A 15,517-nucleotide genomic window follows, 5' to 3' on the forward strand; every position below is an offset into this window, starting at 1 on the left:
CGCACCACCGCGAAGGCATCCGCGCAGACAACCGGGCGCGCGCGTCGTGCATGCAGTGCTCCTCTCGCCGTGACCGCGCCCAGCCTAGGGGCGCCGATCGCGTCGGCGAAGGCAGCTCGCTGCAGGCATCTGGCGGTTCGCTGCATCGGCGCGGCGCCCGCCTGGTCCTGGACTAAGATCGCCGCCATGGACCACGCCGCTGCTCCGTCCGCGCAGACCATCAGCTGGCGATGGATCGCCGTGTTCTGGTTTGCCGGCGCGGTGTTCGAGGCCACGCAGTCGGTCTTCATCCTGCATGCGCTGGGCAAGCGCGGCGGAGAGTGGCTGCTGTTCGCGACCGAGGTGGCCGCGTGGCTGCCCTGGGCGCTGGCCACCCCGTTCGTCATCGGCCTGGCCCGGCGCCAACCGCTGGTTCCGGCGCCCACGGCGCGCGGCATCGCGGCCCATCTGTCTGCGCTGCTCGCGATCACCGTGATCGCGGAGGCGTGGTCGGCGGCGATCCAGATGCTGTTCAACCCCTGGACCCATCGCCAGGCGCCGGAGTTTTTCGACACCCTGGGCGCAACGCTGATCTTTCACGGGCTGATCTGCGTGTTCGCCTATGCGCTGATCCTGACCATCACCTACCTGGTGGACTCGCGCGACAAGGTGGCGCGCAAGGTGACCGAGGCCGCGCAGCTCAACGCGGAGCTGTCGAAAGCGCAGCTGGCGGCGCTGTCGCGCCAGATGGAGCCGCACTTCATGTTCAACACGCTCAATTCCATCGCCGGGCTGGTGCGCGATGGGCGCAATCCGGCGGCGGTGAGCATGATCGTGGGCCTGAGCGAAATCCTGCGGCGCGCGTCGCAGGACTTCCACCGGCCGGAGGTGACGCTCGCCGAGGAGGTCGAGTACCTGCAGCGCTACATCGACATCCAGAAGGTGCGCTTTGGCGAGCGCCTTGCCTACAGCATGGAGATTCCGGAAGCGCTGATGGGCACGCGGGTGCCGAGCCTGCTGCTGCAGCCGCTGGTGGAGAACGCGATCAAGCATGGGATCGCCGAGCGGGTGGCGGGCGGCGCGGTGCAGGTTGCGGCAGCGAGGGAAGACGCGGCGCTGCGTCTGAGCGTCTACAACGACGGCGCGGCGGTCGCGGACGACTGGGATTCGAAGGGCGCCGGCGTCGGCCTGGCGAACCTGCGCAGGCGGCTGCAGATCATGCACGGCGATGCGGCCAGCCTGCGCGTCGGGAACGTGGCGGGCGGCGTGGAAGTGGTGGTGACGCTGCCGTTGGCGGCAGGCGCATGACGGCGTCCGAACGCGGCGGCGGCACGATCAGCACGCTCGTCGTCGACGACGAGCCGCTGGCCCGGCGCAATCTCACGCTCCTGCTGCGCAATGACTCCGACATCGGAGCGATCGAGGAATGCGCCTCGGGCGCAGAGGCCATCGCGGCCATTCGCCAGCGCAAACCCGATCTGGTGTTCCTGGACGTGCAGATGCCCGAGTGCGGCGGCTTCGATGTGCTGGAATCGCTGGGCACCGACCTGCCGCGCACGATCATCTTCGTGACCGCCCACGACGAACATGCGCTGCGTGCGTTCGAGGCCGGCGCGCTCGACTATCTGCTCAAGCCCTTCGACGATGCGCGCTTCATGCGGGCGTTGGCCCGCGCGAAGGAAAAGATCGCGCACTACGCCGCACATCGGCAGGCGCCGCGCCGGATCGCGGTCAAATCGCCGGGCCGGCTGCTGTTCGTCGATGTGGCGGACATCGACTGGGTGGAAGCCGCGAGCTACTACGCCTGCCTGCACATCGGACGCGAGACGCACGTGATCCGCCGCACACTGTCGGAACTCGAACGCGACCTGGGCGAGAGCTTCATCCGCATCCACCGCTCGACCATCGTCAACTTCGAGCGGATCCGCGGTCTCGAGCTGCAAAGCTCGGGGGAATATGCGGTGGTGCTGCGCAGCGGGGTCGAGCTGCCGGTGAGCCGAGGCTACAGAAAACCGCTGCACGAGCGTTTGACTTCGGCATCGGCGCCGGCATAGCGGGGCCCGGTGCGGGTGCAGCTGACAGCCAGGTCTTCAAGAAGAGAGGCGCCACCCCAACCCCGACCACCGACCCACGTGCCACGCCAGCGCGGCTTCGATCACTTCCGCGCTGCCGGCCACGTGCAGCTCGCGCCGGGCGCGGGTGATGCCTGTGTAGATGAGCTCGCGCGAGAGCACACGGTTGGGGCGGGTGGGGAGCAGCAGCCACACCGCGTCGAATTCCGAGCCCTGGGCCTTGTGCACGGTCATGGCGAAGGCGCCCTCGTGCGCGGGCAGGGTACCGGGGTGGAAGCCGCGCACATCCGTGCCGTTGGCGAACCAGGCCACCAGCGCGCCGCCGGCGTCGCGCAGGCACACGCCGATGTCGCCGTTGAACAGGCCGTGGCGGTAGCTGTTTTCGGTGACCAGCAGCAGGCGGCCGTGGAAGTAGCGGTCACGCTGGGTGCCGGCGAGTGCCTCCTCGATGCGCGCATTGAGCTGCACCGCGCCCTGCGGGCCGGCGCGCACGGCGGTGAGCAGGCGCAGGCGTGCGGCCTGGTCGAGCGCGGCGCGCGGGTCGTGTGCATCGGCGAGCGCGCGCCAGGTGGCGAGCAGCGGTTCGCGGGTGGCAGCGGCCAGCGGATCGGTGAGGCCGGGGTGGAAGGTGACGCCGCGCAGAGACTGGTCCTGCAGCAGGGCGAGTGCGCGTGCGCTGTTACCCGCGCGGACGGCATCAGCGAGCGGGGCAAGGTCGAGGGCTTCGGACTGGCGCCAGCCGCGGCGGAGGTGGACGCGGTGGTGGGCGAAGGGTGTGGCGGGTGGTTCGGTTGCGTGGTCGCGGCCAAGGGCCGCTCCTACAAGGGCACTATCGCCGAGCAGGGGGCGCAGGGCTTCGGCGTCTGCGGGGGCGAGGTGGGTGCCGTCGCCGGCGGCCTGGACGATGGAGGCGAGCACGTCGCCGGCTTCGACCGAGGGCAACTGGTCCGGGTCGCCGACCAGCACCAGCAGGGCGCCGTCGGGCACGGCTTCGACCAGCTTGCACATCAGCGGCAGGTCGACCATCGAAGCTTCGTCCACCACCACCACGTCGTAGGCGAGTGGATGTGCGGCGTCGTGGCGGAAGCGCGGCCGGTCGGGGATGGGGCCGAGCAGGCGGTGCAGGGTGCGCGCCTGGGTGGGCAGCGCGTCGAGCAGGGCCGCGTCGACGCCGGCCGCATGCAGCGCGTCGCGCGCCTGGGCCATGCTCTGGGCCATGCGTTCGGCCGCGCGCCCGGTGGGCGCGGCCAGCGCGATGCGCGGCGGTGCGTCGTCGAGCGCGCGGTGCTGGGCGATGAGCAGCACTAGCATCCGCGCGAGCGTGGTGGTCTTGCCGGTGCCGGGGCCGCCGGTGATGAGCAGCAGGTTGCGGACCAGGGCGAGGGCGGCGGCGCGGGGTTGGTCGTTGTCGGGAAGGGCGCCCTCACCCGCGCCTGCGGCGCGACCTCTCCCGTGAACGGGAGAGGTGGATTCGCGCGCTGCTTTGCTTCCACGCGCGGGCGAGGCGGGTTTGCCGCTTTCTGCGGCTGGCAGCGGAAAGAGTTCGAGGTTGCGCGGTTCGGGCGTTTCCGCCGCGTGCGCCGGCGCGGTTGCGGCAGCGGTGGGAAACAGCTGCACGAACAGCGGTGCGAGTGCGGCGAGATCGCTGGCGGTGAGCGGCTGCGCGGCGATGCGGCGCAGGCCGAGTGCGAGGCGGCGTTCGTACTCGCGGTAGCGGCGCAGGTAGAGCAGGTCGCGTTCGAGCACCAGCGGTGCGTCGGGCGCTGCGGCTGCGTCGACATCGGGCGTGTCGACCCAGCGCGAGGCCTGTAGCGCGCGGCGCCAGGGTTCGAGGGCATCGGGGCCGCTCGCGCCGTCACGTGGTTCGCGCGCGAGTTCGTGCAGGTCGAGCGCGGCGTGCCCCTGCGCCACCGCCTGCATCGCACGGCGCGCGGCATGCAGCACGCGCGGGTCGGTGGCGGGGTCGAGCCGCTGCAACAGCGCGGCGAAGGCCTCGTCGACCGCGCGCGGTGCGTCGGATTCGATCGGCGGGCGGCTCATGCGGCGCCTCCTGCGAACAGCGCGTCCACGCCTTCCACCAGCGCGCGCGGGAACGCGAGCGTGGCAATGCCCTGCGTGCTGTCCGGCGCCAGGCCGCGGCAGAACAGGTACAGCGCGCCGCCGATGTCGCGCTCGTAGTCGTAGCCCGCGCCGCGGCGCAGGCGCAGCCAGCGGTGCAGGGCCACGACGTAGAGCAGTGCTTGCAGCTCGTATTCGCTGGCGACCATGGCCTGGGCCAGGCTGGCCTGGTCAAACGCCGGCAGGCGGTTGGACTTGTAGTCGAGCACCCAGGCGCGGCCACCGATGCGGCAGGTGAGGTCGATCTTGCCGTTCATCAGGCCCGACAGCCGCGGCCACGCGCCGAAGTCGCGGCGGTCGCGGGCGATGCCGTGCGCGTGCAGCAGTGCGAGCAGGGCGCGGGTGTCGGTGCCGGCGAGGGTGAAATGGAATTCGAGTTCGGCGATGCGGTCGTGCGACGGGATATCGCACAGCCGTACGGGGCGCCTGGATTCTGTCCCTGCACCCCGTTCGTCCTGAGCGTAGGCGCGCAGCGCCGGAGTCGAAGGATGCTCCTGGCCAGAAGCGTCCTTCGACTCCGCGCCTTTGGCGCTACGCTCAGGACGAACGGATTCGAGAGACGCTGGGAGCGGCGAGGGAGCGGCAGTTACCGGCAACGTCGCGTTGAGCGTGCGCGCGACGAGGTTTGCCAGTTCGCGCACGCCGTCGGCGAGGTCGCCGTCGGGGTAGTCCTGGTCGCGCAGGGCCTGTTCGAGGTGGCGCGATTCGCCTTCGGGTACGGGCTCACCGTCGCAGTCGCGCCAGCGCGCGAAGTCGACGTGTTCCAGCGCCTGGTGCAGCGCGTTGCCGAAGCGGGTGCCGCCGAAGCGGGTCGGTGCGAGTTCGAGCACGGCCAGCGGGCGCTCGTCGTCGGCCGGGGCCTCGTCGACCGGGACCAGGGTGCCGTGCGCGCGCTGCCGGTGCAGCTGGCTGAAGCTGTGGATCCACCAGTCGCGGCGCAGCGTGCGCGTTGGCGTGCGCGGCGCAGGCACCGGTGGCGCGGGCTGCGGCGGCAGGCGTGCGGGGCGTGGCGGCGGCAGGCCTGCGTGCAGGTCGAGCAGGCCGTCGAGCGCGCGCTGCAGGTCGGCATCGGGCACGTTGCTGCGGCCGAGCAGGCGGAACAGCGCGGTGTTGCGATGGTTGGCGAACGCGCCGCCGCACAGCCACAGCGCGTCGCGCGCGCGGGTCAGGCCGACGTAGAGCAGGCGCATGTCCTCGGCGTCGGCTTCGATCTTCGAACGCTCGCAGGCGTCTTTCCATGCGGGCTCGCTGCCGTGCACGTCCTCGGTCTTCCACTGGCGCACGCGCGTGCCATCGCCTGCGTGGTAATCGACCACGTTGCCGCGCACGCCGTCCATGCGGCCGATGCCCACGAACGGCAGGAACACCAGCGGGAACTCCAGGCCCTTGCTGGCGTGCAGGGTGAGGATCTGCACGCGGCCGGCATCGGATTCCAGCCGCGGCCACTGGGTTTCGTCGCCCGGATCGGCATGCGCGATCGCCGCCTGCAGCCAGTCGATCTGCCCGCGCGGGCCGAGGCCACGGGTGTCGAAGGCCGAGGCGCGCGCTTCCTGCATCAGTTCGCCCAGCTGCAGCAGGTAGGTCAGTTCGCGTTCGCCCTCGGCCTGGGCCAGCAGCCGCGGTGCCTGCTGCGCCAGCACGTCGGCCAGCATCGCCTGCGGGCCGTGCTGCTCCCAGCGCAGGCGCCAGCGCATGACGTCATCCTGCCAGCGGCGCAGCGCGGCGCCGTCGTCTTCCAGCGCGCACAGCGCGGCGGCGTCGAAACCGAACAGCGGCGTGGCCAGCGCCGCGCGCAGGCGGCGCTCGTCGCCCGGTGCGGCCAGCGCAAGCAGCAGCGCGAGCAGGCTGCGCGCCTGTGGACCGGCGTACAGGCTGCCGCGGCCGGCACTGACCGCAGGCACGCCGACCTCCGCCAGCGCCTGGCGCACGGCGGCGGCTTCGTCGTGCACCCGCACCAGCACCGCCATGTCGCGCGGCAGCAGCGGGCGCAGCGCGGCGCCGTCGAAGCGCGAGGCGCGGCCGCCCTGCGCGTCGCGCAGCAGGCCGGCGATGGCCTGCGCGCACAAGCGCGCGGCGATGCGGGTGGACTCGGGTTTGTCCCAATCCTTCGTTTCGGGTTTGCCGTTCTTTTCCACCACGCGCGGCGGCACGGCGTGGAAGGTGAGCGCAGGCATGGGCGCATCGTCGCGCAGCAGGTGCGCATCGCATTCGGCGGCGCGGCCGGGTTCGCTGGGCGTGTAACCGATGCCCTTGCCGAGGAGATCCTGGCCGAAACGCTCCGCGTCGAACAGCGCGTTGACCGCGGCCAGCACGCATGGCCGCGCGCGGAAGTTGCGCAGCAGTGGGTCGGCGCGGTGCGCGCCCTGCCCGGCCAGCAGATAGGTTTCCACGTCGCCGCCGCGGAAGCGGTAGATCGCCTGCTTGGGGTCGCCGACCAGGAGCAGGCCGCCACCGTCGGCGTCGCCATTTGGATCGGCATCGAACAGGCGCTCGAAGATCGTCCACTGGCGCGCGTCGGTGTCCTGGAATTCGTCCACCAGCACCAGCGGGAACTGCCCGCGCAGCGCGGCGGCGAGTGCGTCGGCGACGTCCGGGTCCTGGGTGGCCGCGTGCACGGCGGCGACCAGGTCGTCGTAATCGCGATAGTGGAACGCCTGCTTGTCGGCAGCATCGCGCGCGCGCGCATCGGCGCGCAGGGCGTGCAGGCGCTGCAGGTCGCAGCGTTCCATCGCCTGCAGCCAGTCGGCGATGCGTTCACCCAACGCCGGGCGCGGCACGGCGGCGCGCGAGCTCTTGAGGTAGGCGGCTTCGATCGCCTCCGGCGTCAGCCGCCACAGTTCCGCATGTGGATGCAGCGGCGAGGATTCCGCCTGCGCGGCAAGCCAGTCGCACAACACATCGACGGGAATGCGCTTGTCCTTGGCTCCGCTCAGCACGCGAGTGCGCAGCGCGGCCAACATTTCCTCGCGCACGGCCTCGCCGTTGGCAGTGAACTCGGCACGCAACGCGCCCCACGCCGCATCGCGGCGGGCACAGCCATCCGCAGGCGCTTCCGGCAGCAGCGGTTCGGGCGCCAGCAGGGTGCGCAGCGCGTCGGCGAGACCTGCGATGTCGCCGAACCAGCGCTGCAGGAAATCGGCCTCGGCCGGATCGCGCGACCATGCCCGCCACAGCGCCACCGCGAGCGCGGTGCGCTGTGCATCGTTGCCCGGAATCAGTTCCGCGGCGAGCAGTGGCTGGCCGGTGGCGAGTGCGTGTTCGGCCAGCACCCGCTGGCAGAAGCCGTGGATGGTGGTGATCGCGGCCAGGTCCATTTCGCGCGCGGCGCGCGACAGGCGCAGGCGCAAGGCTTCCGGCGACTCGCCGGCCTGCACCGCACTGTGGATCAGGCGGCGCAGCAGCGCGGTGTCGGGCGCATCGTCTTCAACTTCGTCCGGATCCCCCGCCTGCCAGCCGCGGGCGAGCGCGGCCGCCTGCTGCAGGCGCAGGCGCACGCGCTCGTGCAGTTCCTGGGTGGCGGCGACGGTGTAGGTGACCGCAAGGATCTGCGGCACGCGCAGCTTGCCGACGATCACCGCGCGCGCGAACAATCCGGCCAGCGCCCAGGTCTTGCCGGTGCCGGCGCTGGCCTCGATCAGGCTGCGCGCGCGCAGCGGCGTGTCGAACACGGTGGCGCTCATCGCAGCGCCTCCGGGTCGACGGCGCCGTGGCCTTCGAGCGCATCGAAGACGGCGACCGCAGTGGCGGCGAAGCGGGCTTCGGCCGCCTCGCGCGTGGCGTCATCGAGCGCGTCGTCGAACGGCGCGCGGCCGCGCAGCGCGAGCGCGGTCGCATCGCCGGCTTCGGCGCGGCTAGCGTTCCAGCCCTGCCCGCTCCAGCATTCGCGCGCGGCCTTGAGCGCGGCCTCCTCGCTGCGCTTGTCCTCCAGCGTGCGCACATAGCGCCAGCCCGCCTTGGGCAGGAACACCAATGGCGCGCGCAACGCGTCCGCGCGCAGGGCCAGTAGCGAGGCGAGCATCGCCTTGGCCGTATCCGGATCCGGCATGACGTACGGCTCGACTCGTGGTTTGGCGCCCTTCTCCGCCACCGCCAGCTCGTGCAGTTCCAGCCCGAGCAGCGCGGCGCACAGGCGGTCGAGCCCGTGCCGCACCGCGTGGCCGCCGTGCACGCCGCCGGGATTGAGCACCACCCGCAGCACGCGTTGGCCGTGGACGCCGTCGAGGGCGCCGTCGATGCCGAAGGGCCCGAGTCCGGTGCGGAACGACACGCGCGCACCCTCCGCGCCGAAGCCCGCGTGCAGGGCCGCATCCGCGAACGGCGCCAGGTCGTCGACCAGCGCCGCCACGGTGGCGCGGCCGTCCGCGCCCGGCGCCACCTGCGCGCGCGCCAGCAACCGCGCATGCAGCGCCTGCAGTGGCGGGCGCCCACGCGCGCGCAGCCAGGCCTCGAACACGGCATGGCGCAGGCCGTAGTTCTGCAGCGCGTCGGGCGCGCCGAGCGGCTCGTGTTCCGGCAGCGGCGGTTCGTCCTCTGGCAGGCGCATGCCCAGGCCGTCCTGCAGGTACACCGCATGCGGGCGCAGCAGCGCACGGCGCAGCCGGTCGAGGGCGACGAACGCACCGTCTTCGTGCGCGCGTTGCGGCAGCTGCAGTGCGGGCGGCGCGAACACCGGTGCCGGCTCACCGGCCGCTCCCACAGGTCGATCACCAAGCGCCCCTGTCGCCGCCGGATGCCAGCGCGCGTCGAAGCTGAAGCGGCGCGGCTCGTGCACGATGCCTTCGGGCAGCGCTTCGCCCTCGTGCGCGGCGCCGAATGCAGCCGGCGCGAACGGCTGCAGCGCATGCCGGACCACCAGCGCCTCGCGTACCGCCGCGGCGTCGGTGTCGTCTTCAGGCGCGTGGCAGGCCGTGGCGGCATCGAGCAGATCGCTCAGCACCGCGGACGGTTCGCGGCGCGCGTTGTCGCGTGGATCCATGCCGCACCAGCTCAGGTACAGCACGCGACCGGCGGAGGCGAACAGCTGCAGGAACAGGTAACGGTCGGCATCGCGGCGCGACGGATCGCCAACCCGGCGCTCGCGCGTGTCCAATGCCGCGGCGATGCGGTTGAGCGGATCGCGCGCGTCGCGGCCGGGGAAGGCGCTTTCCTCCAGCCCCAGCACGCACACCACCTGGAACGGGATCAGCCGCATCGGCACCATGCGCCCGAAGCACACGCCGCCGGACAGGAACGGCGCGCGCGCATCGCTGGACGACAGTTCCGCGCGCAGCTGTTCGAGCACCACCGCGTGCTCGACCGGCAGGTCGAAGCCGGCCTCGCGCGCGCCCTGCGCGAAGCCGGCGATCGCCCTGCGCAGGCGCTTGAGCACGGCGGCATCGGCGCTGTCGCGCTCGGGCGCGAACGCGCGTTCGAGCAGGTCTTCGAGCAGCTGCTGCCAGCGCGCCGGCGTCTGTTCGCCGGCGAGCCGGTCGCGCGCCTCGCGCAGCAGCGCGAGCAGGCACAGCGCGGCGTCGAGCGCGTCGGCGGCCTGGCCTTCCAGCTCCGGCCAGGGCGCCACCGCATCGGCGCCTGGGCCGACATCCTCTTCCGCGCCCGTCGCGTAACCCAATAGCAGGCGATCGAGCGCGAATTCCACCGTGTAGGCGTTGCCGCCCCCGGCCTGCGCGGCGGTGCGGTCGGCGGCGTCCAGGCCGAAGCGCGCGCCGGCCGATTCCAGCCAATCCTGCAGCGCGCCGCGGCCGGCATCGTCCACGTCGAAGCGCGCGGCCACCGCCGGCACCGCCAGCAGATCGATCACGTCGCCGACCGAGAGCGGACGCAGCGGCGCTTCGAGCAGGCGCAGGAAGGCTTCGGCCAGCGGCGCGCTCGCCAGCGGGCTGGTGTCGGCGATGGTGTAGGGGATCTCGCGCGGCGTGCCGAGCGCGCCGCCGAACACGGCTTCGATATGCGGCGCGTACAGATCGATGTCCGGCGCCAGCACCGCGATGTCGCGCGACTGCAGCTGTGGGCGTTCCGGCGTGCCCGGCGCCTCCAGCAGCGCGCGCAGCTGGTCGTGCAGTACTTGCACCTCGCGCAGCCGGGTGTGGCAGGCGTGGAACTGCAGACTCGCATCCGTGCGATCCACCTGCGCGCGCGGCCAGCCGGCATCGCGGTGCGCGCGCGGGTCGAACTCGACGTTGTCGAGCACGTCGGCCTGCAGCCTGCCGAGCAGGGTGTCGCGCGGCGGTTCGGCGAATGGCACCAGCTCGAAGTCCGGGCGCACCAGCTCGCCGCCGCCGAGCGCGGCGACGAAGTCGCGGCCGGACAGGCCCCAGGCCGCGAGCAGTGGATTGGGATTGGCCGCGCCGAGGAAGGCATCGTCGTCGGCGGGCGCGTAGTGCGCGCCATAGCGCGACAGATCGCCCCAGTAGGCGCGCGCGGGCGTGTGCAGATAGAAGTGCTGTTCCCCCGCGCGCGCCTGGCTGGCGATGAGCTGCAGCACGTCGGGCGAGACGTTCTGGCAGGCGAACACGAACAGCCGCGGCGGCAGGCCCGCGGGCACCGCGCCGGCGCCGAGCGCGCGCAGGTAGTCGTCGATCCGGCGCGCGCGGTGCGCACGATCCTTCGCGATGCGTCGCCACAGCGTGGCCTGCCAGTCGTCGCGCGCGGCGCCGTGGCTGGAACGGGACTCCCAGGCCAGCAGCCAGTCGCGGCGCCAGGCCTGGTATTTCTCGAAGGTGTCGGCCAGCGCGCGCGCCAGCGACCAGGCCTTGCGCCCGCCTTCGAACGGGTTGGCTGCGTCGCCCAGGAAACCGGCCAACGCCGCAGGCGGACGCTGCCGCAGCTCGCGCAGGATGTGCCAGCGCAGCACCTCGGGCGCCAGGCGCTGGTCGGCGCCGGCTGCGCCCAGCTGCGCGTCGAGCGCACGTTCGACGAATTCGCCGGGGGTCAGGAACTCCAGGTTGGCGCAGATCCCCGAATGCTCGGCCAGCGCCTGCTGCAGCCAGCGGCGCATCGAGAACTGCGGCACCAGCACCACGTCCGGGCGCAGCCAGTCGCCATCGGCATGCGGCTGCGCCACCTGCGCCGCCAGCAGGCCCGCGAGCACGTCCAGCGCATTGGAGTGATAGAGATGGAACCCGGGCCGCGCCTGCATGCGGGCATCATGCCGGAGCCGGGTCGCACACGATGGGACTGGGGGCCGCGAGCTGGAGAATCAGCTCTCTCGCCCGGCGACGATCACAGGCCGGGCGCCTGGTGCGCGCCACGGTGGGCGCCCTTTGGCCAAAGCACGACCGGCCGCAAGGGCAGCCGCCTACTTCTCGAGCAAATCGACACCGAAGGGTGGAAGCTGCAGCGTGCCCGTCCAGCGCTTGCCCGAGAGCACGCCCGACATCGTGCCGTCGATCGGTACATCCCTGGGTTCGCCCGCGGCGTTGACGTACAGCACCCTGCCTTCGACCACGCGCGCGTACACGCCGTCCGGCGTCTTGGGCCCCGGCTCGATCCCCAGGCTTGCGTAAAGCTGCCGGTACAGGGGCCGCATGATCTGCGGCTGGGCCGGCGTGGCGACGTAGATCGCACGCCCCTTGCCGAACCGGTTCAGCGTGATCGACGGCGTATTGCCTTCCATGTTGGTGAAGCGCGCCAGCACCTGCGCCGTCGAGGGCTCCAGCACCTCGTAATGACCGATGTCGCCCTTGACCTGTTCGCCGTCGATCTCGGTCGCGACCGCGCCGGCGTTGTAGAACTCGTTGGTGCGCAGACCGAAGACATCGGTCAGCCGCCCCGGCAGCGGCGTGTCGTACCACTGGTTGTGCTCGTTCACCTTGGCCGAATACGCGGTCATGATGACCGTGCCGCCTTCGGCGACGAACTTGCGCAGGTTCTCTGCCGCCGCCTTGTCCAGCAGGTAAAGGCCCGGCACGACGACTAGCGTGTACCGGCTCAGATCCTCGTGGCCGATGTTGACGACGGCAACGTCGATGTTTTCCTTGAACAGCGGCTCGAAGGCGTTGTGCGCCTGCTTCTGGTACGGCGTGCCGATGTACTGCTTGACGGTGTTCGACGGCCCTCTCGGGTCGGAGGCAACGACATTGTCGAACGAATAGGCGATCGCGACCTTCGGTTGGGTCATGCGCGGGAAGCCGAGCTGCTCCAGCTGCGAGAACTCCCGCGCGATGGTGGCGAATTCATCGAGCTTCCACGACGGCCGGTCGTCGTGGTCGATCAGGCCGAACAGGGCCTGCTCCTCGCCGCCGTGGTGGCTGTGCCAGGTCCATGCCAGCGCCGCCTGCGCGCCGATCAGCAGCCCGAAATGCGCCCACATGCGCGCGCGTCCCCTGGTGCCGTAGTAGCCGCCGCCGCCGGCGGTGAATTCGTTGAACCAGATCGGCGTCGACAGGCCGCCCTTGATCATCGTCGCGTCGAAGGCGGCGCCAAGCGGCTCGCCGGGATAGAAGCCCATCGCGCCGTAGCTCACGTAGTCGCGGTAGGTCGCCAGGTAATCGAAACCCTTGCGCCCGGAGGTGTCCCAGAGATTGGAGATGGCCGGCTTGTCGGGCGTGTTCTGCTTGCGGATCGCTTCCAGGTCCCTGAGCGTGGCGATGGTCACGTCGGACCAGTAGCGGCGCAGGTCGAGCTGGCGTTCGAAGGCTCCGGGGCCGTCGAAGTACGGCAGCCGGACCTCGTCCCAGGTGTTGATGTGGCGCGACCAGCGCTGCGTGGCCCAGGCCTTGTTCAGGGCTTCGGTGCTGCCGTACTTTTCTTTCAGCCAGTCGATGAAACGCAGGCGGTCGGCTTCCGAGTACGAGACGAAGCCGTTGCCGATTTCGTTGTTGTAGCCGATCGCGAACAGCGCCGGGTGCTTCGCATAGCGCCTGGTCAGCGTGTCGGCCATGCGCGCGAGCAGGCGCCTGTAATCCGGATCGCTGATGTTGTCCATGTAGCGCTCGGCCGCATCGAGCTGCACCCCGTTCTGGGTGACGATGTCGACGCCCGGGTACTTGTGGTGCAGCCAGATCGGCGCCGGCTGGCCGGGGATGTCGAGGATGACCTTGAGGCCGGCGGCATGCAGCTCGTCCATCATCCAGTCGAAGGTCTTGAAATCGAACTTGCCTTCGGCGGGCTCGAAATGATCCCAGGACAGGTCGCCCACGCGCACGACCTTGAAGCCGGCCTGCTTCATCCGCGCGATGTCGCGCCTGATCTGCTCGTCGCTGCGATCCACGGACTGGTAGTTGGTGCCGACGAAGAGCTGGCCTGGACCCGGCCAGTCGCTATGGCCTTCCGCGCTCTGCGCCCGCACCGGGCCATGGCAGAAGAAGGCCCCGGCGACAACGCATGTGGCGGTCAGCTTTGCGAGTTTCGATCCCATTCGTTCCCACCTTGTGCGGCATCGACGCGCATGAACGTGCTCCTTCAAGCTGGCCAATGGGCTATCGCGGCTCGCCTATGGCATGCGGGGCCGGAAGCGCCCACTGAGCTCGGGGCGCAGTCCAATGTCCCAACGCTTGTGACCGCAGATGCTGCCATCGGTCGGGTGACCGCCGACGCCCTGAAGCGATCGCCCGCGTCCCGGTCATGGACGGTATGCGTACGGACCAAACGTGGCGCCGATGAAGCCGCCGGCGGTATCGGTGCTCAGGATGCTGGCATCGAGATCGCTCGCGACCGGTTTCCACGCGCCCGGCTGCAATGCGTAGAACACGTCCAGGCGCGGGCCGTCGAGCTGGAAGCGCAGCGACACCGGCTGCTGCGACGACGGCAGTGCGATGCGGGCGATGCGCTCTCCGGTCGCGGCGCCGTCCTTGCCGGCGCGGCGGTACAGCGCGACTGCGGCCCCGTCTCGATCGCCTTCCACGCCGACGATGTAGTGGTAACCCTCGCTCTGGAATACCGCCAGCCCGGCCAGTTCGCCCGGTTCCGGCTTGTAGGGCGCCAGTGTCGCGGACAGCGTCGCATGGTGGTGCTGCAGGCGATGCGCCAGATACGCCGGCTGCCCGCCGCTGCCGTGTCCGCCCAGCGGGGTCGGGGAAGGGGTGAGCTTCAGGCCGTCGCGGCCGGTGTCGAACCACGCCTGCTTCGGCGGATGGATCGTCATCCATTGCGGCGGCAGTTTTTCGGCGCCGAAACGTTCGCTCCATTCGATCGGTCCGCTGGTCGGCACCGGCTGCGGACTCCGCGGCAATGCGGGTCGTTCCAGCACCATCGGCACGCGCTCGCCGCGCGGCAGGACCATCGGCCAGCCGTCGCGCCAGGTCACCGGCAGCAGGAAGGTTTCGCGCCCCAGGTTGTACTGGTTGCCGCGATACGGGCGCGTGGCGAGGAACACCGCCCACCACGAGCCGTCCTTCAGATCGACGAACTGCGCGTGTCCGGTGGAGGTGACCGGATCGGGCCGCTTCGGATCCAGATCGCGCTGGGTCAGCGACGGATTGCCGGACCATGGCTCGTAGGGACCGGTGATCTTGCGGCTGCGCCAGATCATCTGCGCATGCTGCTCGCCGGTGCCGCCTTCGGCCGCGGTCAGGTAATACCAGCCGTCGCGCTTGAACAGGTGCGGGCCTTCGACGTGCTCCGGCTTGGCTGCAGGGTCGACGCCGCCGTCGACCAGCACCGTGCGCGGGCCGATCATCTTCTTGCTGGCGACGTCGAACTGCTGCAGCCAGATCGCACGATGCCCCTCGTAGCGCAGCTTGGCCTGGGGCATGCCGTTGTTGACCATCCATGCGCTGCCGTCGTCGTCGAAGAACAGCGACGGATCGATGCCCTCGAACCCCAGCCACACCGGATCGGACCACGGCCCGGCCGGGTCCTTCGCGGTGATGACGAAGTTGCCGCCGTCGCAGTAGAAGCAGGTGTTGGCGATGTAGAACGTGCCGTCGTGGTAGCTGATCGTGGGCGCGAACAGCCCGCGCGTCAGCTCGTCGTCGCCGTAGTCGAGCTGGTCGGCGCGATCGATGGCATTGCCGATCTGCCGCCACGACACCAGGTCGCGGCTGTGGAAGATCGGCAGGCCCGGGAAATAGCCGAACGTGGAGGTGACCAGATAGAAGTCGTCGCCGACGCGGATCGCGGAGGGATCCGGATAGAAGCCGGCGACGACCGGATTGCGGTACTGCGTCGGACCGACGGCCGGGCCGCCGTCATCGCCGGCATAGTGGACTTCGGTGAACGTGACGTCGCCGGCCCAGGCCGGCAGCACGGCGATACAGGCGGCAAGCGCCAGTGCGAATCGTTTCATTCTGGTGGCCATCGGCAGGACGGAGTGTCGGGTCGTATCGGATCGGCGACGCATTCGGCCGCGTGATGCGATCAGCGGAATGGAAGCGGCGATGTTCGCGTGCACGGAGCTTCGCCCAATCCCC

Annotated in this window: 6 protein-coding genes and 1 pseudogene; 2 read left to right on the top strand and 5 right to left on the bottom strand. The window is 70.9% G+C overall.

Translation table 11 applies throughout. The features are described from left to right. Positions 1 to 186 precede the first annotated feature (186 nt). Positions 187 to 1,287 carry a histidine kinase gene (locus tag MC375_RS04360; RefSeq protein WP_242102082.1) on the top strand — a complete coding sequence of 367 codons (1,101 nt, stop codon included), beginning with the start codon at positions 187 to 189 and terminating at the stop codon, positions 1,285 to 1,287. Continuing rightward, positions 1,284 to 2,033: a response regulator gene (locus tag MC375_RS04365; protein ID WP_242102083.1), complete on the top strand. Its 750-nt coding sequence runs from the start codon at positions 1,284 to 1,286 to the stop codon at positions 2,031 to 2,033. The genes MC375_RS04360 and MC375_RS04365 overlap by 4 nt, the downstream gene beginning before the upstream one ends. On the opposite strand, the pseudogene recD reads toward MC375_RS04365, so the two are convergent. The 5 genes and pseudogenes from recD to MC375_RS04390 all read right to left on the bottom strand — a co-directional run. Next, positions 1,987 to 4,091 (bottom strand): annotated as a pseudogene (gene recD, locus MC375_RS04370) (exodeoxyribonuclease V subunit alpha); the annotation flags it as partial. The gene MC375_RS04365 and the pseudogene recD overlap by 47 nt on opposite strands. Then, positions 4,088 to 7,849, bottom strand: coding sequence for an exodeoxyribonuclease V subunit beta (locus MC375_RS04375; RefSeq protein ID WP_242102084.1), 3,762 nt, complete (start codon positions 7,847 to 7,849; stop codon positions 4,088 to 4,090). The gene MC375_RS04375 and the pseudogene recD, both read right to left, overlap by 4 nt. Further along, positions 7,846 to 11,304: an exodeoxyribonuclease V subunit gamma gene (gene recC / locus MC375_RS04380; RefSeq protein WP_242102085.1), complete on the bottom strand. Its 3,459-nt coding sequence runs from the start codon at positions 11,302 to 11,304 to the stop codon at positions 7,846 to 7,848. The genes MC375_RS04375 and recC overlap by 4 nt, the downstream gene beginning before the upstream one ends. A gap of 159 nt (positions 11,305 to 11,463) precedes the next feature. Next, positions 11,464 to 13,524, bottom strand: coding sequence for a beta-galactosidase (locus MC375_RS04385; protein ID WP_242102086.1), 2,061 nt, complete (start codon positions 13,522 to 13,524; stop codon positions 11,464 to 11,466). Between the two features lie 204 nt (positions 13,525 to 13,728). Beyond that, on the bottom strand, positions 13,729 to 15,393 hold the full coding sequence (locus MC375_RS04390) for a glycoside hydrolase family 43 protein (RefSeq protein ID WP_242102087.1): 1,665 nt from the start codon (positions 15,391 to 15,393) through the stop codon (positions 13,729 to 13,731). Between the last annotated feature and the right edge of the window lie 124 nt (positions 15,394 to 15,517).

The sequence above is a fragment of the Lysobacter sp. M2-1 genome, assembly GCF_022662495.1.
In the GTDB taxonomy this organism is placed as follows: Bacteria; Pseudomonadota; Gammaproteobacteria; order Xanthomonadales; family Xanthomonadaceae; genus JAKPBU01.